This window comes from Exiguobacterium sp. s166 (genome assembly GCF_018618855.1).
GTDB lineage: Bacteria > Bacillota > Bacilli > Exiguobacteriales > Exiguobacteriaceae > Exiguobacterium_A.
Genome location: NZ_JACSMU010000001.1, coordinates 462,084 through 482,914 on the forward strand (window position 1 = coordinate 462,084; position 20,831 = coordinate 482,914).

At 46.8% G+C, this 20,831-nt stretch carries 19 protein-coding genes; 5 read left to right on the forward strand and 14 right to left on the reverse strand.

All coding sequences use genetic code 11. The features are described from left to right. Positions 1 to 42 precede the first annotated feature (42 nt). The 5 genes from pfkA to dnaE form a co-directional block, all read right to left on the reverse strand. Positions 43 to 1,005: a 6-phosphofructokinase gene (pfkA, locus tag KNP93_RS02320; protein WP_256442161.1), complete on the reverse strand. Its 963-nt coding sequence runs from the start codon at positions 1,003 to 1,005 to the stop codon at positions 43 to 45. A gap of 153 nt (positions 1,006 to 1,158) precedes the next feature. Continuing rightward, the gene (locus tag KNP93_RS02325; protein ID WP_131502795.1) at positions 1,159 to 2,094 is read right to left on the reverse strand and encodes an acetyl-CoA carboxylase carboxyltransferase subunit alpha; all 936 of its coding nucleotides are present in this window, start codon (positions 2,092 to 2,094) and stop codon (positions 1,159 to 1,161) included. Then, positions 2,081 to 2,941, reverse strand: a complete 861-nt coding sequence (gene accD, locus KNP93_RS02330) for an acetyl-CoA carboxylase, carboxyltransferase subunit beta (protein ID WP_131972393.1) — start codon at positions 2,939 to 2,941, stop codon at positions 2,081 to 2,083. The genes KNP93_RS02325 and accD overlap by 14 nt, the downstream gene beginning before the upstream one ends. A gap of 21 nt (positions 2,942 to 2,962) precedes the next feature. Then, the gene (locus tag KNP93_RS02335; protein WP_233494506.1) at positions 2,963 to 3,508 is read right to left on the reverse strand and encodes a FadR/GntR family transcriptional regulator; all 546 of its coding nucleotides are present in this window, start codon (positions 3,506 to 3,508) and stop codon (positions 2,963 to 2,965) included. Positions 3,509 to 3,582: 74 nt separating this feature from the next. After that, complete coding sequence (dnaE, locus tag KNP93_RS02340; protein ID WP_214852908.1) at positions 3,583 to 6,750, reverse strand: DNA polymerase III subunit alpha; 3,168 nt, start codon at positions 6,748 to 6,750, stop codon at positions 3,583 to 3,585. 154 nt (positions 6,751 to 6,904) lie between these two features. Between dnaE and KNP93_RS02345 the strand changes: the two genes are divergently transcribed. After that, on the forward strand, positions 6,905 to 7,099 hold the full coding sequence (locus KNP93_RS02345; protein WP_114595250.1) for a YtzJ family protein: 195 nt from the start codon (positions 6,905 to 6,907) through the stop codon (positions 7,097 to 7,099). A gap of 61 nt (positions 7,100 to 7,160) precedes the next feature. On the opposite strand, the gene KNP93_RS02350 is transcribed toward KNP93_RS02345, so the two are convergent. Beyond that, entirely contained in the window at positions 7,161 to 8,096 is a 936-nt protein-coding gene (locus tag KNP93_RS02350) for a DHH family phosphoesterase (protein WP_131972391.1), read from the reverse strand. 66 nt (positions 8,097 to 8,162) lie between these two features. Here KNP93_RS02350 and KNP93_RS02355 point away from each other — a divergent pair, with 66 nt between their 5' ends. Continuing rightward, positions 8,163 to 8,480: a YtpI family protein gene (locus KNP93_RS02355; protein WP_131502799.1), complete on the forward strand. Its 318-nt coding sequence runs from the start codon at positions 8,163 to 8,165 to the stop codon at positions 8,478 to 8,480. 41 nt (positions 8,481 to 8,521) lie between these two features. Here the strand turns inward: KNP93_RS02355 and KNP93_RS02360 are convergent, their stop codons facing one another. Next, a complete protein-coding gene (locus KNP93_RS02360; protein WP_026827733.1) occupies positions 8,522 to 9,832 on the reverse strand; it encodes a DRTGG domain-containing protein in 1,311 nt (436 codons plus the stop codon). Positions 9,833 to 9,988: 156 nt separating this feature from the next. Here KNP93_RS02360 and KNP93_RS02365 point away from each other — a divergent pair, with 156 nt between their 5' ends. Beyond that, on the forward strand, positions 9,989 to 11,101 hold the full coding sequence (locus KNP93_RS02365; RefSeq protein ID WP_131972390.1) for a M24 family metallopeptidase: 1,113 nt from the start codon (positions 9,989 to 9,991) through the stop codon (positions 11,099 to 11,101). Positions 11,102 to 11,210: 109 nt separating this feature from the next. On the opposite strand, the gene KNP93_RS02370 is transcribed toward KNP93_RS02365, so the two are convergent. Beyond that, on the reverse strand, positions 11,211 to 11,936 hold the full coding sequence (locus KNP93_RS02370) for an SDR family oxidoreductase (protein WP_131502801.1): 726 nt from the start codon (positions 11,934 to 11,936) through the stop codon (positions 11,211 to 11,213). A 152-nt stretch (positions 11,937 to 12,088) separates the two neighbouring features. On the opposite strand from KNP93_RS02370, the gene KNP93_RS02375 reads away from it, so the two are divergent. After that, positions 12,089 to 12,526 carry a universal stress protein gene (locus tag KNP93_RS02375; protein ID WP_026827730.1) on the forward strand — a complete coding sequence of 146 codons (438 nt, stop codon included), beginning with the start codon at positions 12,089 to 12,091 and terminating at the stop codon, positions 12,524 to 12,526. A 93-nt stretch (positions 12,527 to 12,619) separates the two neighbouring features. Here the strand turns inward: KNP93_RS02375 and KNP93_RS02380 are convergent, their stop codons facing one another. The 4 genes from KNP93_RS02380 to tpx all read right to left on the reverse strand — a co-directional run bounded on the left by KNP93_RS02380 (position 12,620) and on the right by tpx (position 16,416). Then, entirely contained in the window at positions 12,620 to 13,225 is a 606-nt protein-coding gene (locus tag KNP93_RS02380) for a 3D domain-containing protein (RefSeq protein ID WP_251138593.1), read from the reverse strand. A 340-nt stretch (positions 13,226 to 13,565) separates the two neighbouring features. After that, on the reverse strand, positions 13,566 to 14,777 hold the full coding sequence (locus KNP93_RS02385) for an acetate kinase (RefSeq protein ID WP_114595245.1): 1,212 nt from the start codon (positions 14,775 to 14,777) through the stop codon (positions 13,566 to 13,568). Positions 14,778 to 14,897: 120 nt separating this feature from the next. Continuing rightward, positions 14,898 to 15,806 carry a class I SAM-dependent methyltransferase gene (locus KNP93_RS02390; RefSeq protein WP_114595244.1) on the reverse strand — a complete coding sequence of 303 codons (909 nt, stop codon included), beginning with the start codon at positions 15,804 to 15,806 and terminating at the stop codon, positions 14,898 to 14,900. Between the two features lie 103 nt (positions 15,807 to 15,909). Then, positions 15,910 to 16,416 (reverse strand): thiol peroxidase, encoded by a 507-nt coding sequence (gene tpx, locus KNP93_RS02395; RefSeq protein WP_131502814.1) that lies wholly within the window; start codon positions 16,414 to 16,416, stop codon positions 15,910 to 15,912. A 164-nt stretch (positions 16,417 to 16,580) separates the two neighbouring features. Here tpx and KNP93_RS02400 point away from each other — a divergent pair, with 164 nt between their 5' ends. Continuing rightward, entirely contained in the window at positions 16,581 to 17,396 is an 816-nt protein-coding gene (locus KNP93_RS02400; RefSeq protein ID WP_026827725.1) for an NAD kinase, read from the forward strand. 34 nt (positions 17,397 to 17,430) lie between these two features. Here the strand turns inward: KNP93_RS02400 and KNP93_RS02405 are convergent, their stop codons facing one another. Both KNP93_RS02405 and ezrA read right to left on the reverse strand, forming a co-directional pair. Continuing rightward, positions 17,431 to 18,990: an amidohydrolase gene (locus KNP93_RS02405; protein WP_131972387.1), complete on the reverse strand. Its 1,560-nt coding sequence runs from the start codon at positions 18,988 to 18,990 to the stop codon at positions 17,431 to 17,433. 67 nt (positions 18,991 to 19,057) lie between these two features. After that, the gene (gene ezrA, locus KNP93_RS02410) at positions 19,058 to 20,764 is read right to left on the reverse strand and encodes a septation ring formation regulator EzrA (protein ID WP_214852911.1); all 1,707 of its coding nucleotides are present in this window, start codon (positions 20,762 to 20,764) and stop codon (positions 19,058 to 19,060) included. Between the last annotated feature and the right edge of the window lie 67 nt (positions 20,765 to 20,831).

Genomic DNA, 20,831 nt, shown 5'->3' on the forward strand with positions numbered 1-20,831 from the left:
TGCCAATAAAACCTATTCTACTCCGACTGATATCGGTCGATCTTAAATTGATAGTTGTTTTGACAACTCTAAGATTCCAAGATCCAGTTCGTGTTTGTTTTCGTCCAATGCCTCATCGATATCAAGATCAATCATCTTGCCACCGCGTACCCCAACGACACGTCCTTGCTTACCTTCAAGCAAGATGTCGATTGCATAAGCACCCATCCGGCTTGCCAATACACGGTCAGCAGCTGTCGGCGCACCACCGCGTTGAACATGACCTAATACTGTGACACGTGTATCAAGTCCTGTTTCTTTGGCGATCTCGTCTCCCACATCCTGCGCGCGTCCGGCACCTTCTGCCACGATGACGATCGAGTGTTTTTTACCACGATTGACACCGCTTTGAATCCGGTTTAGGACTTCTTTTAAATCTTCTGGTCGCTCTGGGACCAGGATTGATTCCGCTCCGCCGGCTAATCCAGCATAAAGAGCGATATCCCCTGCGTCGCGTCCCATGACTTCGATGACATACGTCCGCTCATGCGACGACGCTGTATCACGAATCTTATCGATCGCTTCCAGTGCCGTGTTGAGTGCTGTATCGAAACCAATCGTGTAATCCGTACCTGGAATATCGTTATCGATCGTTCCAGGGAGACCGATTGTCGGGAAACCAAGTCCCGTCAATTTTTGGGCACCACGATAAGACCCGTCACCACCAACGACAACGAGTGCATCAATTTCGAATTTCTTCAGATTGACGACAGCTTTCGCACGTCCTTCTTCTGTCCGGAACTCTGGGCAACGTGCAGAACGAAGGAATGTTCCGCCTCGTTGAATGATGTCACCGACTGAACCAAGGTTCAATTGGACGAGATCTCCGTTAATCAGACCTTGATATCCGTTATAGACGCCAAATACTTCCAGTCCATGAAAAATCGCCTTACGTGTTACAGCACGCACTGCAGCGTTCATGCCGGGTGCGTCGCCTCCACTTGTTAAAACAGCAATCCGTTTCAAACTCACGTTAATCACCTCTCCATTAATCTTAGTCTAAAATAGCACGTAGTTTTGTTGTTTTACAACAGGGCAGACTGCATAAACTTTCTACAGCAGTTTGTTCATCCTATCACGAAATAAGGAATGCCAATCATGATAGCGATTACATGCAGGTTATGTGCCAATTTGGTGATATTTTTCTGTGCGCTTCTCGATTAACTGCTCTGGTGTCAAACGGGTCAGTTGGGCAAGTCTTTGTTCTAGAACAGATTTTACTTTGTCGGCCTGTAATGAAACATCTAAATGCGCTCCACCGATGACTTCCGGGATGATTCCATCCGCGATTCCAAGTCGAAGTAAGTCCGGCGCCGTAATTTGCATTGACTCTGCCGCTTTTTCAGCAAGACTCGCATCTTTCCAAAGAAGGGCAGCTGCACCTTCAGGTGAAATGACGGAATACGTGGAGTTCTCCAACATCAACAACTGATCACAGACACCGATTCCAAGTGCTCCACCTGATCCGCCTTCACCGATGACGATCGAAATAATCGGGACCGGCATTCCGGCCATTTCAAAGAGATTCTTCGCGATTGCTTCGCTTTGTCCCCGTTCTTCCGCTGCCCGGCCGGGATACGCGCCTTTCGTATCAATGAACGTGATGATCGGACGATTGAACTTCACCGCTTGTTGCATCAATCGTAAAGCTTTTCGATAGCCTTCAGGATGCGGCATACCGAAATTCCGGCGGATATTTTCTTTCGTATCTTTTCCTCGCTGATGACCAATGATTGTCACGGCTTGACCATTCAGCATCGCAATTCCTCCGACGATTGCTGCATCATCGTAACCGTGCCGGTCACCATGTAATTCAATGAAATCGTCACAGATCAGACGAACATAATCAAGTGTCGTCGGACGCTCCGGATGCCGTGCCAGTTGGACACGGTTCCACGCTTTCATATTCCCGTAAATATCGAGTTCTAATCGACGTAGCCGTTCTTCCAATAAATTCAGCTCTTCTTTAAAATCGAGCCCTTGTGTCTCTGCCATATCGTGCAGTTCTAATATTTTTTCGCGCAATGCGATTACTGGTTGATCAAATGGTTGCATGATTGGTTCCCTCCGAGTGCATCATCAGAATACGTGTGTAGTAGGTTTTCAAGTCGTGTCGCGATACGACATCGTCGAGTTGTCCCGCCTGCAATAAAAACTCTGACGTTTGGAAGTCTTCCGGTAATTTTTCACGAATCGTCTGTTCAATGATCCGGCGACCGGCAAAGCCGATCAAGGCACCGGGTTCTGCAATATTAAAATCACCTAACATGGCAAAACTGGCTGACACGCCACCTGTCGTCGGGTGTGTCATACATGAAACGTACAATAATCCGGCATCCGAATGTTGTTTCAGGAATAAGCTCGATTTCGCCATCTGCATCAGGCTGACCATTCCCTCTTGCATCCGTGCTCCACCGGAAGCCGAAAAGATCGTTACAGGCAACCGTTCTTTCGTTGCATAACGGATGGCTTCTGCAATCGCAGCTCCGACTGCCGCTCCCATTGAGCCCATCCGAAAACGTGCATCCATGACACAGGCTACAAGCGGATATCCATTCACTTGACCAACACCGCAGACAATCGCTTCTTCAAGTCCTGTCCGTACTTGATCTCCTTTCAGCTTTTCCGGATAATCCTGAAAATCGAGTGGATCTGCCTTCACTGCCGGTAAATCGAAATACGTAATCGTTCCCGCATCAAACAATTGTTCAAATCGTTCGGTAGCAGTTAACGGATGATGGTAGCCACAGACACAGACTTTTAAATTGGCTTCGAGTTGTTTCGTATATTGAATCAGTTTGCACTTCGGACATTTCGTCATTAAACCAACCGGTACATCGACCCGTTGTTCTTTTGATGTCAAAGTGACAAATTTTTTAGGTTTTCGAAAAAATGCTTGCACGTTAGTTCCCCCTTGTGGTTCCTACGAGCGTTTTAGAAAAGCTTCCCGTTCCGCTCGCGTATAGAGCTCCCCTTGACCAAAACTTTGATAGAAGGCATTCACTTGCCGCCAAATCCGCTCAAACAAATCGTTATCGATTGTAGCGATCAGCGTTTCCCGAAAAGCCGCATCGGAATCGACGTGCACTTCTAGAATGGACGCGTCTGCGAGTTGAACAAATGCTGCTTGTTCAAGCAAACGAAGTGTTCCTGCCAGATCTTCAAACTTTGAATCGCCGGTCACTAAAAATTGTGCGATGATTTGAATATAGGTATGGTCATCACGGTTTAAAAGAAAACTACCTCCGCCGTGCCTCGTCTCGATGATTCCGAGATAAGCTAACGTCCGAAGTGCTTCCCGGACGGACGGACGACTAATTGACAGTCGTTCTGCCAATTCACGTTCTGATGGAATTCGATCTCCCGGCACAAAACCATCCTGTTCGATCATCGTTTTGATTGCTGAAATATTCATTTCAAAAGCATTCCGCTTTTTCTCCATTTGTACAGCACCACCTTCCTGACGCATGCGTCATTTCCTTATTCCGGCGGTCATTGGTCAGACCAATTACCCCTTATTATAACAAATCTTATTACCTACTACTAGTTCGAACGAGGGACATTTTTCAAGATGATATTCGTTTCCCCGAATCGAATCCGGAGTTGCGCCATCAATTCTTCTTCCTGTTGGATGGCATACATTCCCGGCAGTGATTTGGTCTCATTCGTATCGGCATAACGAACGACGACCGGAATATCCCCGGGGACGGTCTCGAGCATCCGCTCAAGAACCGCGAGATCATTTTTGGACGGTAGTTTGACGAATAACACATCTTGCCCTAAAGGACGTAACCGCTCCAGGACGAATTGCCGGTTCCCTTCGCGTTCCTGCACCTTCACTTCAATCAACAAGACGTTTCCGATATACAACGAACGTTTAAACGCTGCATACTGTTGCGGAAAAACGACAACTTCTTCCGTCGAATACCCATCAACGGCATGCATGACCGCCATCGTTTGGGCGCGTTTTGTCTTAAATTCACGGATTTGCTCAATATAACAGACCAGGTAATTGGTTTGATTGCCTTCAAGGGAAACCGTTTGAAAATGCGTCGTTTCAACCGGCGGCTTCATCGCGGTCATCAATGGGGAATAGGTCAACCAAAATCCGAGTGATTCACGCTCAAGGCGTGCCCAGTCCGTTGCTGTCCGGTTCGTTTGTGCCGTTGTCTTTCTTCGCCCGAGACTTGCGAGTTCATCCGGAAGAAGTGTATTCGAAGCCATCGTAAAGTAGTCAAGGACTTCCTGTTCCGCTAGCCCACGGTCTCCATGAGTTGCCCGATCGAGCGCTCCGCTGTATAACAAAAGTTCAATCTTAGCCCGTTCTTTTTTCCCCCAACCAACTGCTGACAATAATTGTGTAATCGTTTGCGAGGTTTTGGCCGCTTCCCGTAACGTCTGAAAATCTTTTTCCGTGATTCCCCGAAGTGTTTGAACGCCGAGCCGGATTCCTTTACCTTCTAATGTCGAACGGTAATCCGACATCCAAATATCAGGCGGCAGTACCGGAAGACGTTTTTCCCGCATGACACGCACGAGACGTTCCGGTTGATCGATCGATACCAATGAAAAGATTTGTGGATAATGGGCCTTCATGTATCCGAGGGCATAACTGATTTTCGTATACGCCACGGCATGACTACGGTTAAATCCGTATCCGGCAAACCGTTCAATTTGATCGTACAACGTTTCGGCGACCGTTAAATCAAAACCGTTTTGCAGCGCCCCTTCAATAAATCGTTGTTTTTCCGCCTCTACAGACTGACTGCTTTTTTTCGAGATTGCCCGCCGTAATAAATCAGCTTGCGCCAAGGTGAATCCGGCGACCCGGCGTGTAATCTCCATGATTTGTTCTTGGTAGACGATGACGCCGTACGTCGCGGTTAAAATCTCTTCTAAAATCGGATGGACCATTTGATAGGGTTGACCGGCTTTTCGTTTCGCATAGAGATCGATGAATTTCATCGGTCCCGGACGGAACAGTGACATCGTCGCGACCAGATCCTCGAACTGATTGGGCTTGACCTCCCGTAACGTCTGTTTCATTCCGGCCGACTCAAATTGGAAGATGTGATCCGTCTCCCCTTTGGCGAACAATCGTAACGTCGCTTTGTCCTCGTCCGGTATCCGTTCCACCAAGAAATCGGGGTACGTATGTTGAATCAATTGTTCCATCTGCCGCAGTCGTGTTAAATTCCGTAACCCCAATAAGTCAATCTTCAGCAATCCTTGTTGTTCGATGGCCTTCATTAGATATTGTGTAACGAACCGTCCGCTGGCATTCAAATCAACCGGTGTCGTCTCGATCAACTCATCTGATCCGATGATGACACCGGCAGCATGAATGGAACGTTGGCGTGGTAATCCTTCAATTGCTTGAGCAAGCTGCAGTAATTGGCGTCGTTTTTCACTGCCCGAGAACCAGCGGTAAATGGAAGCCTGTTGTTCAAGGCCTTGTAATGTCGTCACTTTTCCCAACTGTTTCGCTGCCGCATCTGTTTCATCTTTAGAAAACTCCAACACCCGTGCAACATCGCGTAATGCTGCTTTCGCTCCAAGAGTCGATAACGTTCCGATCTGACCGACATGTTGCTTCCCGTACCGTTCGACCAGGTACTCAAGCACTTCTTCCCGCCGCTCATCTTCGATATCAATATCGATATCGGGCATCGAGATCCGCTCCGGATTTAAGAACCGTTCAAATAACAACCCGTATTTCAGTGGGTCTACCGTCGTAATCCCGAGAGCATAACTGACGAGCGACCCTGCGGCCGAGCCCCGTCCCGGTCCTACACGGATGCCTTTTACCTTCGCATGGCGCACTAAATCTTCGACGATCAGAAAGTAATCAGCAAATCCCGTTTTTTCAATGACTTTCAGTTCATACTGCAACCGTTTTGTCGCTTCTTCCTCGACATGTCCATGTGCGAGCAAGCCATCATGCGCCAAACGGTTCAATGCATGATTCGAATCATCCGATACTTGCGGGAGAGGACGTGATTGAAACGGCAACGTCAATGTTTCCTGCGACTCTCCCCATTGTTTCAGCAACCGCAGTTCCCGATCAGTATACTGCTCGTGCAACTCCTCCATTAGTTTAAAGTGAGCCGTCCGACTGACTTTTTGATCAGCGAACGTCGACCCTTCGTCAATCGCACGCAAAGCTTGAAACGCTTCCGCCTCTTCCCGAAACAGATAACGAACAGGATCGATGGGAATCGTTTCGATTCCGAGCTCATTTGCCGCTTGACGGTACTGTTCCCTGCTGTCGCGCTCAACGGTCGACCGGACCGCCTTGACGCCGAGAAAAATCTTCGCTTTGTGCGCTGATCCCATCCAGTGGGCGATGAGACGCCGTAAGCGCGAGTCATCTTCCGGTGCTTGGCGTTTTGGTTCCAGGACAGCGATCAATTGTGAATAGTCTTCAACAGGCATCTCACTGGCAAGCCGGTAGAGTGCTTTTAGTCCATGACTCGTCTTCGCATACCACAAAATCGTGAGTTCATCCGGTTCTATGACTTGTTCTAGTCCGATGATCGGAGTCAGTTCCCGTTGCGCACAACCTGCCATGAACGCCGGCACGCCGGTCAAGGACGTTTCACAGATGGCTGCAGCTGAAAAGCCGCGTCGTTTGACCTCATCCAGATAACGATCCATCCGAATCGTACTTTGCAAAGGACTGTATGCTGTACGGACATTTAGTTGGATCATTCTTTTTCCTCCATTCTCATCTGCTTTTATTCCTTCCATAAATGAAACGTTTTCAGAAGTTTCATATCTATGCGTTTCTGAGTCTCGCCATCCCCATCATTTTTCGCTACAATAAAAAGAGAACATCATGACTTGCAAGGAAGGAGAGTTTGCCATGATTTTAAACCGTAGCCAAATTGCCCGCGAAAAAGTAGAACAACTGAAATTAGGGGTAACCGCATTTACCGAGACTGAAGAAATCGCTGAAAAAATCCGGAAGTCCGTTAAAGAACTTGAATTAAACGTCATTGAAGATCACACAGAACGGGGAACTTGGTTCATCCCTCAAGAAGAGGCTTCCACTCATTGATGCTAAAAAAAGCTGTTCGCCATGTATCCGAAACAGGATGATGGCGAGCAGCCTTTTTTTATTAGAACGTAAAGGCTTCTGCCACTTCATTCAAACGGGAGACGACCGTATCCACTTCCGTCAAATCTTTGATCGTCGCACCTGATGCCATCGGATGTCCGCCACCATTAAATTCTTTGGCTACCTCATTGATGACCGGCCCTTTCGAACGCAGGCGGACACGAACTTCCTTATCAGTTTCGAGGAATAATGCCCATGCTTTTAAGCCTTTCAGACCTGCGAAGCTATTGACGAGGAGGGACGCTTGTTCAACGGTCGCATCGAATGTCGCCAATGTATCCTGTGTCAACACGACATACCCGACGCCGGCTTTCGTCAACTGGATATGTTGCAAGACATAGCCTTGTAACTGTAAAGCAACCAGTTCCGTCTGATACATGTTGCGGTAGAGCCAATCCGTATCGATTCCTGTATCCAGCAGTTGCGCTGCGACGGAAAATGTCCGGCTTGTCGTGCCTCTGAATTGGAAGCGGCCTGTATCACCGACAATTCCTGCATAAAATTGAATCGCCGCCGTTGCCGGAATCTCGTACTCCCATTCATTTAAGAGGTGAACCAATAATTCTGACGTCGAACTGACGGTTGTATCTACAAGTTGAACGTCGGCGTATGGATCTTCGTCCGGATGGTGGTCGATTTTAATCGTGTGTTGACCGTTTAAGGCTTCCGCTCCATCGATCCGTCCTTGATTGGCGGTATCCAGGACGATGACGAGTGCATGCGCGTACTCTGCTGCTTCTACAGCATCGAGCTCTCCCATGAATGAAAGGGAGGTCGCCATCTCGCCCACTGCCTTTATTGTTTTATCGGGAAATCGCTTTTGTAAAACCAGCTGTAATCCAAACTGACTGCCTAGCGCATCAGGGTCCGGACGTTCATGCCGATGAATGATGATTGTCGATGCTTGTTCAATCAATTGTCTGATTTGTTCTTTCACAGTGCACAGCTCCTCTAAATATTGATATGATACAAACAGATATAGAAAGAAAAGGAGGTCATCCATATGCAGTTTGTTCTCATTCTGTTAATCGTCTTGTCTCTTGGTGGATATTTACTTGCAAAACGACGTGCGTTTCATACGAAAAGCACGAACCGGAAATTTTTATTCAATACGCAAGCGAGCATCTGGCTCAGCTTGTTCGTCATTCTTTTTGCCGTTAACCAATTTGTGTCTGGTGACGGATTGACGACGACGATCGGAAAAGTCGTCTGTTCGATTCTAATTGTCATCGGTGTCGCTTCATTTATCGCAGGTTTCATCCGCTATAAGAAAATCTATCCGTATGTCGTCCGTGAAATGGAACAGTCGGAACAATCGTAAAAAAGACGGTAGCTACCGTCTTTTTTTGTGTCCAGTCCCTGTCATCGATCGATTAGTTGTGACGTCACGAGTGCTTTCGCCACGATTTGTGTACCTTGATACATCTCGACATCCACTTTTCCGAACTTCCGTCCGACATCAAACACATTGGCTCGAATCGTAATCGTACTCTCGATTTGAACAGGTTTGATGAAATAAATGCTGACATTTTCGATGACGAGGTCACCCTTTTTCATATGACGCAACATCCGTGTCGCTCCTTCGACGAGCAAGGTCGTCAAGACACCACTCGAAGCCGTCCCCATGAAGTTCGTCATCTGCGGTGAGACTTCGAGTGAAAGGTAAGGTCCTCTCGCATCTTCTGCCGCTTTGATCTGTCCTGTGATCAAGTCATCAAACGTTTCGCCGACTTGCGGTTGACGGTTCGCCAGTTGCAGGGCTTTCAAGACATCTTGCCGGCTGATGATGCCAAGCAGACGTCCGTACTGATCGATGACCGGTAACATCTCAATCCCTTCCCATACCATCTGGTGCGCGGAGTTCGTCACGCTTGTCCGGATTCCGACCGTGATCGGGTGACGGGTCATGACTTTTTCGACCGGCCAGTCATGTGGACGGTCAATGATATCCTTCGCCGTCACGACACCGACAACCTTCATCTGTTCATCAATGACCGGATAACGGTTATGTTTTGTCTGCTCATTAAGTTCATGCCATCTGGCAATCGGGTCGTTCGTTTGCAAATAAAACGTATCGTGTAAAGGAATTAAGATATCGGAGACCAGTAAAATTTCTTTTTTGATCAGTCGGTCATAGATGGCCCGGTTGATCATCGTCGCGACAGTGAACGTATCGTAAGACGTGGAAATGATCGGCAACTCCATTTCGTCTGCCAATCGTTTTGCGTCTTCCGTCGTGTCAAAACCACCGGTAATTAAAACTGCTGCTCCTGCATCCAAGACCAGCTCATGTGCTTTTTCCCGGTTTCCGATGATGACGAGACTGTCGACATCGATATAACGCATCATCGCTTCTAACTTCATCGCGCCGATGACAAACTTCGTCAATGTCTTATGAAGTCCGTCACGTCCTCCGAGAACCTGTCCATCGACGATATTGACGACTTCCGCAAACGTCAGTTTTTCAATATTTTCTTTTTGTTTCTTTTTAATGCGAATCGTCCCGACACGTTCAATCGTTGAGACGAACCCTAAATTTTCCGCTTCTTTGATGGCACGATATGCCGTACCTTCGGATACCGTTAAGTCCTTTGCGATTTGCCGGACGGATATTTTGGCGCCCACATCGAGATCCTCAATGTGCCGGATGATCTGTTCATGTTTTGTAGGCATGCTGTATCCCTTCTTTTTCCTATATTCTACTCTTCTGTCATTATACTGTACCACTCCAACGAATGAAAAGTGTACTAGTCCCGATTTGCGAGAAATGTTTTCCGTTTCTAACGATGGTATACTGAATCCTGAAACGAACAGAGAGGTGGAAGCGATATGTTAGAACGGACAAATCAGATTAGTCGTGTATTACAGGAATCAGGAATCGACGTTGCATTGATTACGTCAAAAGCGAGTGTGTTTTATTTTTCAGGTGTCTATGCGGAACCTCATGAACGTGTGATGGCTGTCATCGTAGATGCTAACGGAAAACGTGCCCTCTTCTGCCCAGCCCTCGAAGCCAACATCGTCGCTGCAAGTCCATGGGACGGCGAAGTCATTACGTATGCGGACCACGAGCATCCATTTGACAAAATTAGCGAAACCCTGAAGACATTTTCGATTTCCAATAACCGAATTGGAATTGAAGGCGAACACATGACTTTCAGCCGGTTTAAAGAGTTGGAAGCCCGTCAGGAAAATGCGGCAATTCTTGATATCGGTCAACCCTTGCAAGCACTTCGCCTAAAAAAAGACGCTCAAGAAATTGCAATTCTCCGCGAAGCAGCAGCATTAGCTGACGAAGCGATCGAAATCGGCAAACAGGCGATTCGTCCCGGCGTCACGGAAATGGAAGTCATTTCAACAATCGAGTTCGAAATGAAAAAGAAGGGCGTCCGTGAGATGTCGTTCGATACATTGGTTTTATTCGGAGCAAACAGTGCCGATCCGCATGGTGTGCCCGGTGACCGAGTCATTCAAGAAGGCGATTTCGTTCTGTTCGACCTTGGTGTCGTTTGGAAAGGATATTGCTCAGACATTACTCGGACGTTCGTTTACGGGGAAGCCAGTGAAGAACAACAAACTATTTATCAAACAGTTCTTCAAGCACTTGAAGCAGCAACGGAAGCCAGCCGGGTCGGCGTGACTCTTGGTACATTAGATCAAGCTGCCCGGAAGGTGATTGAACAAGCCGGTTACGGTGACTATTTCACCCATCGTGTTGGACACGGTCTCGGCATCGATGTCCATGAATTCCCGTCACTCGCATCGAACAACTTGCTGACAGCGGAGTCTGGAATCGTATATACACTGGAGCCAGGGATCTATGTCCCGAACGTCGGCGGTGTCCGTATTGAAGATGACATTCATTTAACCGAGAGCGGACCGGAAGCACTGACCCGCTATCCGAAGCACCTCCAATCCTTACCGGTAACAGCCGTACAGTAAACGAAATCAGAATCTAATAAAAACAAAAATCAGGTGGACGGAATTCGAATTCCGCCCACCTGATTTGTATACACAGCCAAATCCAGCTGTTAATCCTTCTTCCGAAAAATCACGGTCGTGATTGATGCACAACATTGACACCACCGGTCACATCAAGAATCGCCCCTGTAATCAGACTGGATTCTTCCGCTACTAAAAACGAAATCGTCCGCGCGATATCTTCTCCGACACCTGTCCGTCCGACCGGCGTCTGTTCATCCGCCGTCGCCTCTTCAATCCGTTTTGACTTATTGTCGCCCACAATATTACCGGGATTGACCATGTTTACCGTAATTCCGTATTCCGCCTCTTCAAGCGCTACACTTTTCGTCAAACTGACCATACCGCTTTTCGCAGCGGCGAATGCAGCTCGCTCCACCCACCCGGGTGCAGATGCACTCTCCGGAAAACCGTATGTAATGATACGTCCGTATTGTTGTTCGCGCATAATCGGAAGGATTTTTCGCAATAACCAAAAACTGGCTGTCAGGTTACCGGTCACTACTTCATTCCACTCTTCATCCGAATAGTCGACAAGCGATTTCCGTTCGAAGATATACGGTCCCGCGTTTAAAATTAACGCGTCAATCCGACCGTGGGCAGTCATCGTTTGTTCAACCGCATCCATCAATTGATTTTGCTGCGTGACGTCCGCTTTAATCAAATGAAGTCGTTCGTGAACAAACGTCGGCTCCGAGCGGTGAAGCGCAGTGACGTGCCACCCCTCCTCGAGTAAACGACGGGTCACCATTTCACCGAGTCCTTTTGTTCCTGCTGTAATTAACGCGTGCCTCATCTTGGCATCGCCTCCTTTCATCTCTTTCCATCTTACGGGTTCCGCTGGCGAAGAACAATTTTAAAATCTCCTTAAATGTTCCTCACCTTCTACTTGAGGGAATGGTATAATAAGGGTGTAAAATCAGAGGAAGACGAAGGGATGGATACAAGATGGCAATCGTATATCATAACATTTTAGTAGCAGTCGACGGATCAAAAGAGGCAGAACGTGCTTTTGAAACGGCGATTGACGTCTCACTTCGAAACAATGCCAAACTCGTCATTGCTCACGTCATCGATACACGGACTTTCGCAACTGTCGAGGCCTACGATCGGACGATTACTGAACGTGCCGAATCCTATGCAAAAGAACTGCTCGATGATTACGTCAAGACAGCTCAGGAGCGTGGTGTAAAAGATGTTGAAGTCGCTATTGAATACGGTTCCCCGAAAGTAACCATCGCCAAAAAACTTGCACCCAACCATAATGTCGATTTGATTATCTGTGGAGCAACCGGCTTAAACGCTGTTGAACGTTTCTTTATCGGTAGCGTTTCAGAAAGTATCACACGTTACGCGAAGTGTGATGTCTTGATTGTCCGTCTTTAATTGAACTCATTTTGAGCACTTTCTCTTTCAAGAGGAAGTGCTTTTTTGGACAAAAAAAATCAATCGCACCAATGTACGATTGATTGAAATGACTTATTTGTATTTAACAGTGACGTTACGACGACCCCAGTTAAATGCTTCGGTACGTGAGTAGTACAAAATGTCCATCTTCTTGCCTTTGATGGCACCACCTGTATCTGCTGCTGTATATGTCCCTTTTAATTTCCCTTTGTAATACACTTTGACTGTTGAACGAAGCGGAATCACACGTGGATCAACTGCTACGACTTTCTTTTTCGAGCTCTTGATGTTCCAGCCGATTGCCGTTAAATTACCGCTACCTGGATCGTATGGTGTATAAGCTGTTGCACTTACGTTTGTGATTGTTTTCCAACCACCTGTTGATTGTTTTTTCGATCCGCTTGATGTGACGACTTTCGAATAACGGGCACTGAGGTACGCCGTTTTTCCTTTATAACTTACTTTATACCAGTTTCCTGTTTTAGCTTTGTACGGTAACGTTTGATTCTTATATAGAAGACCGAGTTTCTTGGACGCTGTGGTAGCTTTCTGGCGAACAATCAGACTATCGACCGACGACTTGACATTTTTTTTAGTTGCAGCTTCCGCTTGAAGACCTGCAAACGAACTGAGTGCTAACAAGACTGCTAAAACACTAGCGATTATTCGTTTCATCATCATGTAATCTCTCCTCCATAATTGTCCCTGTTTTGTAACTTACATTAATATACATGACAAAATGAAGCTGTGCCGTTACATATAGACCACAAAAAGATGACGTCATTGTTACTTTTATATTACAAAAGTCTCATTTTTATCGGTTTCAAACCGTTTTTTCGACAATAATCGGTTTAACTTTCGTTTTCACGTTTTTTATATGACAAACCTTGTAACAAACGTTTTTATTACGAGAAATCATCTCACCTGTTTTCACTCCGTTGAGATGATTTTCTTCAAACAAAAAAACGCCTGAATACAACTTTCGTTGTGATCCAGACGTTTGCTCAAAAAGATTTAATTATGCGTTTTGCTCGACCAATCCACCGATACGAACCGTGTCACGGGCAATCATCAATTCTTCATTCGTCGGAATGATGATGACTTTGACCGGTGAATGCGGATAGTTGATGAACAATTCTTCTCCGCGTGCACCGTTGTTGAGTGAAGGATCCCAATAAACGCCCATGAATTCAAGGCCACGTAAGACACGCTCACGGATCGAATCCGAGTTTTCACCGACACCTGCTGTAAAGATGATGGCATCGACGCCATTCATCTCTGCTGCATACTGACCGATATAGCCATGAATCCGGTTAGCGAAGATTCGTAACGCCATTTCCGAACGGTGATTTCCTTCTGTCGCTGCAGATTCAACATCACGCAGGTCACTTGAAAGACCAGAAAGACCGTAGATGCCTGACTCTTTGTTCATGACATTTAGAACGTCTTCTGCTGTCTTGCCGGTTTTCTCCATCAAGAATGGGATCAAGGCTGGGTCAAGCGAACCAGAGCGCGTTCCCATCGTGATTCCTTCGAGTGGTGTGAAGCCCATTGTTGTATCAAGTGATTCTCCGCCTGCGACAGCTGCGATCGATGCTCCGCTACCGAGGTGACATGAAATCAGACGCAAGTCTTGTAATGGACGGCCCAACAATTCAGAAGCACGTTCCGTGACATATTTATGGCTTGTTCCGTGGAAACCGTACTTCCGGATGCCGTACTCTGTGTAGTATTCGTACGGAAGACTGTACAGGAAGTTTTCTTCCGGCATTGTTTGGTGGAAAGCTGTATCAAAAACAGCGACTTGCGGTACTTCCGGTAAAATCGCTTGGAACGCACGAATTCCGATCAAGTTTGGCGGAATGTGTAACGGACCGAGCTCCGTGTAAGATTCGATGTCTTGCATGACTTCTTCTGTAATGACAACAGAGTCCGCATATTTTTCTTTACCGTGTAACACACGGTGTCCGACACCTTTGATCTCATCATACGATGAGATGATGCCGAATTCCATGAGTTTCTCAAGTGATAATTCAACTGCTTCTTTATGTGTCGCAAGCGGAAGAACATCCGTGTATTTCTGTCCTTCGCCATATTTAATCGTAAAGATGGCATCGTCTTTTCCGACGCGCTCTACTAAACCAACTGCAATCATCGTTTCATTCGGCATCTCAAGTAATTGGAACTTCAGTGACGAACTACCGGCGTTTACTGCCATAATCTTTGCCATGATTTATTTCCCCTTTTCCATTCAAATCGATCGACATTCACATCTGTATGAGTCTTGCTCTTTTTCTGTTCTACACTAGAATAGTCAAATTAACGACAGATTTCAATCACTTTGCGCATTTCATTTTAATTCTGTGTTAATCCATTCATCAATCTGTTTCACCATCCCGCCGAAGGCACGGGCGTCGGTAAACGATGGCAACTCGGCCAACAATGCCTGTTTTGGCATCGTCATACCCGCCAAGTGGTTCCGGACAATCAAATAACTTTTAGCTGCTTGTTCCTGCTTGAACATCGTCAACGGTAACTGGAGGATTCCGACGACATGGGCTTTTGTTTCGAAATATTGCTTCAGCTTACCTTCTGTATCATGTTGAAAGAGTCCGTTCGGAATGACAAACACTCCAAACCCGCCCGGTTTCACATAATTCATTGCTTGTTCGATCAACAGGAAATGGCTGTAACTCATACCTTCATCCCGTTTTAAAACGTATGTTTTCGAGACTTCTTCATCCGGATAATAGCCGATCGGCAAATCTGCCATCGCTAAATCGACCGGATCAAGCAAAAGCGGACGCAAAGCATCCTGATGCGTATAGTTGACCGGATAATCCATGAGTTCAGAAACAGATGCCGACAGTCGAATTAATGTTTCATCCACCTCAACGGCTTCGGCAACCGTATCTTTCGGAAGTTGACTGAGGACAGCATGCAACATACCGCCTGTCCCGCTGCCAAGATCCAGCAGACGGACATCCTCCTTCTTGATTAGTTTCCCGATTAAATAACCCGCAAACAATGCGACGCTGTCCGGTGTCGGCAAGTGATTCGGTTGTGCCTGTTTCATTCCTTCGAGAATGGCAAGTGATACGGCTTTTCGGACGGTTTCCGGTTCTACGTTTTCCGTATGCCGTTCATTCAAACGGTCGATGACTTCCGTCAGACCTTCAAGGTACGGCATGTCTAAATCACGTTCTAATTTACGCGTTTGCTGTGTCAATTCTTTATATAATTTTTCTAGTGATTCCATGTGTGTTCCATCCTTTCAAAACGAAACGGCCCCCGCACTTCTTGGGAGCCGTTCTTTCTCATTACTTTCATTGTAGCGGTTTTACGCCGTTTGTAAACCATTCTTACTTCGTTGTTTTGGCTCCTTTGGCAGCCGCAAGTGCTGATTCAAAATCAACTTCATTCGTTGACTCTTCTAGATATTCTGCATAAACGACTTCATTTGCTGCGTCGATGACGAAGACCGAACGAGCCAGTAAACGAAGTTCTTCGATTGCGACTCCGTACTGTGTACCGAACGAAAGATCACGGTGATCTGACAGCGTCACGACGTTGTCGAGTCCACTCGCCGCACACCAACGACGTTGTGCAAACGGTAAGTCGTTTGAAATCGTCAAGACTGTTACACCTTCAATAGCCGCTGCTTCTTCGTTGAATTTACGTGTTTGGGCATCACAGACACCTGTATCGATTGATGGTACGACACTGATGATTCGAACTCCTTCATACGTATCGCGTGTCACCGGTGAAAGATCGTTTGCTAACACTTCGAAATCCGGTGCCTCTTGTCCGATTTCAACAGGTGTTCCGATTAATGTGATTGCGTTCCCTTTAAATGTTGCCATGTAAATTCCCCATTTCCCGATAGATTCATATGTCGTTTTCCATTCTACTATAGAAATGCCACCACGGTAACACAAGATTTCTGCCCGCACTTCGAGCTGGCAGTACCGATTTTTGTCAAAGACGGGTATAATAAAGGAGTTCATGAAACGCTTTCAAGGGGGAATTGACCATGGCTCGAAACAATGTCTACCTGTATTACCGTAACAAACAAAGACACGAGACGCAGGTACGTAAACTGATTGAAGTAGGAAATCGGTATGGACTGAATGTCGTTCAGGACCACAAACAAGCCAACATCATTGTCTCGATCGGCGGAGACGGTGCCTTCCTTCAAGCGGCACGCTTTACAGGATTCCGGGAAGATGCGATTTATGTCGGGTTTGCCGAAGGACCGAACTCATTTTATTGTGACTTCGATATCAACGATCTCTCTTCGGTTGAAGCCATATTCAAGGAAACCGGAAGCCGTGCTTCTGAAGGTGAAATTGAAGTCCGTCGCTATCCGCTCCTCGAAGCTTCAATTAACGGTGGACCGGGTATGTTGTGTCTAAATGAATGTTCCGTTAAGTCGAGCATCATCAAGTCGCTGGCAATTGAGGTCTATATCGACGGGTTCCTGTTTGAGACATTCCGCGGGGACGGTATGGTCATCTCGACACCAACCGGTTCAACGGCTTACAACAAATCATTATCAGGGGCAATCGTTGATCCATTAATCCATTGTCTTCAAGTCAGTGAGATTGCTTCCGTCAACAACAACCGGTACCGGACACTCGGATCGGCATTCCTCTTGAATCGCGGTCGTAAGTTGTCTTTACGCATCATCGAAGATGGCAACGACTATCCGATCATCGGAATGGACAATGAAGCGCTCAGTTTAAAACGGACAGATTCCGTCGATATTCAATTATCGGAAAAAGAACTCAAGACCGTTAAATTAACGAATAATACATTTTGGCATAAAATCCAACGTTCTTTCCTGTAAAACAAAAAAACTGCCGATTGGCAGTTTTTTTATTTTAATTCATGACTGGCGTCGCCTCAAAAACAGTTCTTCCTGCTTGAACAGTCTCCAGCAACCGGTTGGTTAAGACAGCTTCCCCGCTTAACATGTAGAAATCCTGTTCAAAGATGACGAAGTCTGCATCGTATCCCGGAAGCAACATTCCTTTTCGTCCATGTGTATCGGTTGCGATATGTGGATTTTTCGTGAACAACAGCAGGGCTTCATACATTGATAATACTTCGTCCGTCTTATTGATGTTACCTGCTGTCCCCGTCGTCGCAGCATACAAGGCACGCCGGACATCCGGACTTGAAATCGGCGCATCGGATCCACCGCACAGAAGCGCTCCCGTATCCGCAAGAGATTTCAGCCGATAGGCCCAGTCCAAGCGATTCAACCCGAGTCGGTCTTGCGCAAAATCAGCATCATCGAGCAGGAAGACCGGTTGGACATCGATCAAGACCGGCAATTTTCGAATTCGTGCCAACAACTCCGGACGTACGACCGTTGCATGAATGATTCGGTCCCGTGTCCCTTTTGGAGCCGGGTATTTTTCAAGGACGGCTACGAAACGTTCGATCGCCAAGTCCCCGATGACGTGTGCCGCTACCGTAAAGCCGTAACTCCGGGCCCGTTTGACGAGTTGTTCCAACTGTTCCGGAGAATGGACTTCGATGCCGCGTGTCGTCGCATCATCCGAATATCCTCTGCCAAGCAGTGCCGTCCGTCCTCCGAGCGCCCCGTCGACGAACAGTTTCATCGCACCGGTCGACAACGTCGGCGGCAGGACGGGATTCAGTTGAATAAGTTGATCAATGACTAAATGATGAACGAGCAGATGAGCATGGAATCCCGTTTCTTCCGTCACTTCCCGGTATGCTTGCAAGACTTCTTCTAAATCGCCATGATACGCCAAATCTTCCGTATGCGCAGCAACAATACCATGACGGTACAAATCTTTAATGGCTGACCGCAACGAGGATTTATTCCGCTCGACTGAGCCCGATTGCAGGGCATACAACGGTTCGATCGCCGCATCATAAAGAAATCCGTCCGCTTCTCCCGATTCGAGTAACCCGATTTTCCCACCTTCAATGACGGTTGACGATTTGTATCCCAACTGTTTGAACAAAACATCGTTGACGAGTACGGTATGCCGATCCGTCCGCTTCAACAAGGCCGGTTCTGTCGGAAAGAGCTGATTTAACCATGCTTTCGTCGGTGCCCGGTCAAGCTTCGTTTCATCGTATCCTTCTGCCACATGTAATCCGTTAACGGCTTCTGCCTCGACGAATGCTTTTCCCAATTCCGCTAACGTGGCATAACGCGACGCATCCACACGTCCGATGGCTTCACCGTATCCGATCAAATGAATATGTGCATCGGTGAAAGCCGGATAAACCGCTTTCCCGTTCAAATCAACGATCGACAGAATCCGTCTTCCAAACCGCCGTCGTAACTTGCTTTCTTCACCCATGGCAATGATCCGTTCTCCTTCAATGAACATCGCCGAGTGAATATCTGTTTCGTGCGTCATCGTTCGAATGATTCCGTTTACGTACAGTTTCCCCATCTCAATCGCTCCCTTTTTTTACAAAAACAGGGTGACCTGGACGGCCACCCTGAATTGTCAGTGATGATTATGCATGCATCGTTTCCGGTTGACCACATGCTTTTCGAATACGTTCAATCGAATTAGGATCAAATTGTTGCAGTACTTGTTCTCCTAACGCAATCGTCCGTTCATAGTCTCCTGCAAGGAACTTCGTCTCAGCAATCGTCAACGACATATGTATCTCGTTATCTTGTCGGCGGAATCGATTGGCGTATTGAACGAGCCGTTCTGCATAAGTGACTTCGAATACTACTTTATCTATCCGTTCTTGCAATGTTTTAAACGTTCCGTTGACATCTTCGCTTTGGGAAACGATGTAATGGACGTTAAACGGTAACTCTTCGAGCCGTGTTTCAAGCGTCTGCAGCGAACGACTTGATGCTTGTAAAGCTTCTTCGACGTCTGCAGGGATTTTCGGAAGACCGAGTCGTTTTAAGCGCAAGCGGATGGTCGATAACAATTGTCGCCATTCGGCAACACGTTGACGGACTTCTGTTTCTTCTTTCCGTAACGCCTGCAATTCAACCGCGAATCGTTCGTATTGAAGCATCAATTGTTCTTCCAATCGGACAGCATCCCGCATTTGATCTTCCAGCATACTGAAGGGGATGATCCGGCTTGCAATCGATTCATCCAAATCTTTCGCTGCTCCAAATAATATTTCTTCATCCCGTTGAATCGATTCGTAATGTTCTCCTAAATCTGCCGAAATCTCATAGTTTTCCCGCAACATGCTGAATTCTTGTGCCAATTGATGAACCTTTTCACGCATCCGTAATGCTTTTTGCTTCAATGATTGATTTTCTTTTTTCACATGGTGCCGGGCATCGACTTCACGACGGAACGTATCGTACATTTGGTCGATATCTGAAGCAAGTTGCTGCACCTGCTCTTCAAGTCCGTTAATTTCAAGGAATTCGAGCTTCTTGACGAGACTCAAACGTTGTTCTTCAAATCGTTTGATATCAGATTGCATACCGAGTGGTTCAAGCGGATACCCATCTAATGTCATCTCTTTATAGCCGGCTCCGAGCTGATCAATGCGCTGTCTCAATTCGTGAGCGAGTGTCTTCCACTGCTGTGGAATCACTTCGACGAGTTGACGTGTTTCTTCTACTTTTGTTTCAAGTAACAAACTTGTCTCATAGGCTTTCGTCACTTCACCCGCTTCTTCAAAGGCAACCATCTCAATCCGTAACTGGTCAATCTGTTCCGCCTGTTCTTCCAATTTAGGTAACGCAGGTCCGAATGACGTCGCCTGCAACAATAACGATTTACGAATTTGACTGGAGTTTGTTTCGCCTTGTGCCTTAAGCTCCGCCAAGACCGATTGATTTGTCTTGAACGTCGACATGTCTACCAGCATCCCATCAATTAATCCCTCGAGTTCGGCAATTAATTGTTCTGTTACCTCCAGATCATTTTTAACCGCAACAAACCGGTAACGATCCAGCCCTTCTTCCGCTCGATATAATGTCTCATCGATTTGTGCGACGTGGACTGTCACTAACTCCTCCCATGCCTGATGCCAGGAAGTGAATTTCGTCTCCGTCTCACCCGCCATCGGGAGTTCCTTCAGTTCTTGCAACTCCTTCGGAATCGACGCGCTGATGATTCCTTGTTTCCGAAGATCAAGTTCATCGATTTTCGTATAATATTTTTTCCGACTGATCATGCTAAACAGCATGACGAGTAATACGATGACGATGACACCAATCACCCATGCCCACATTTGCTACGACCTCCACCCTATCAAGCGACTTTATATTTTGAGAAATTCGCTTTAATCTTATCCTTAT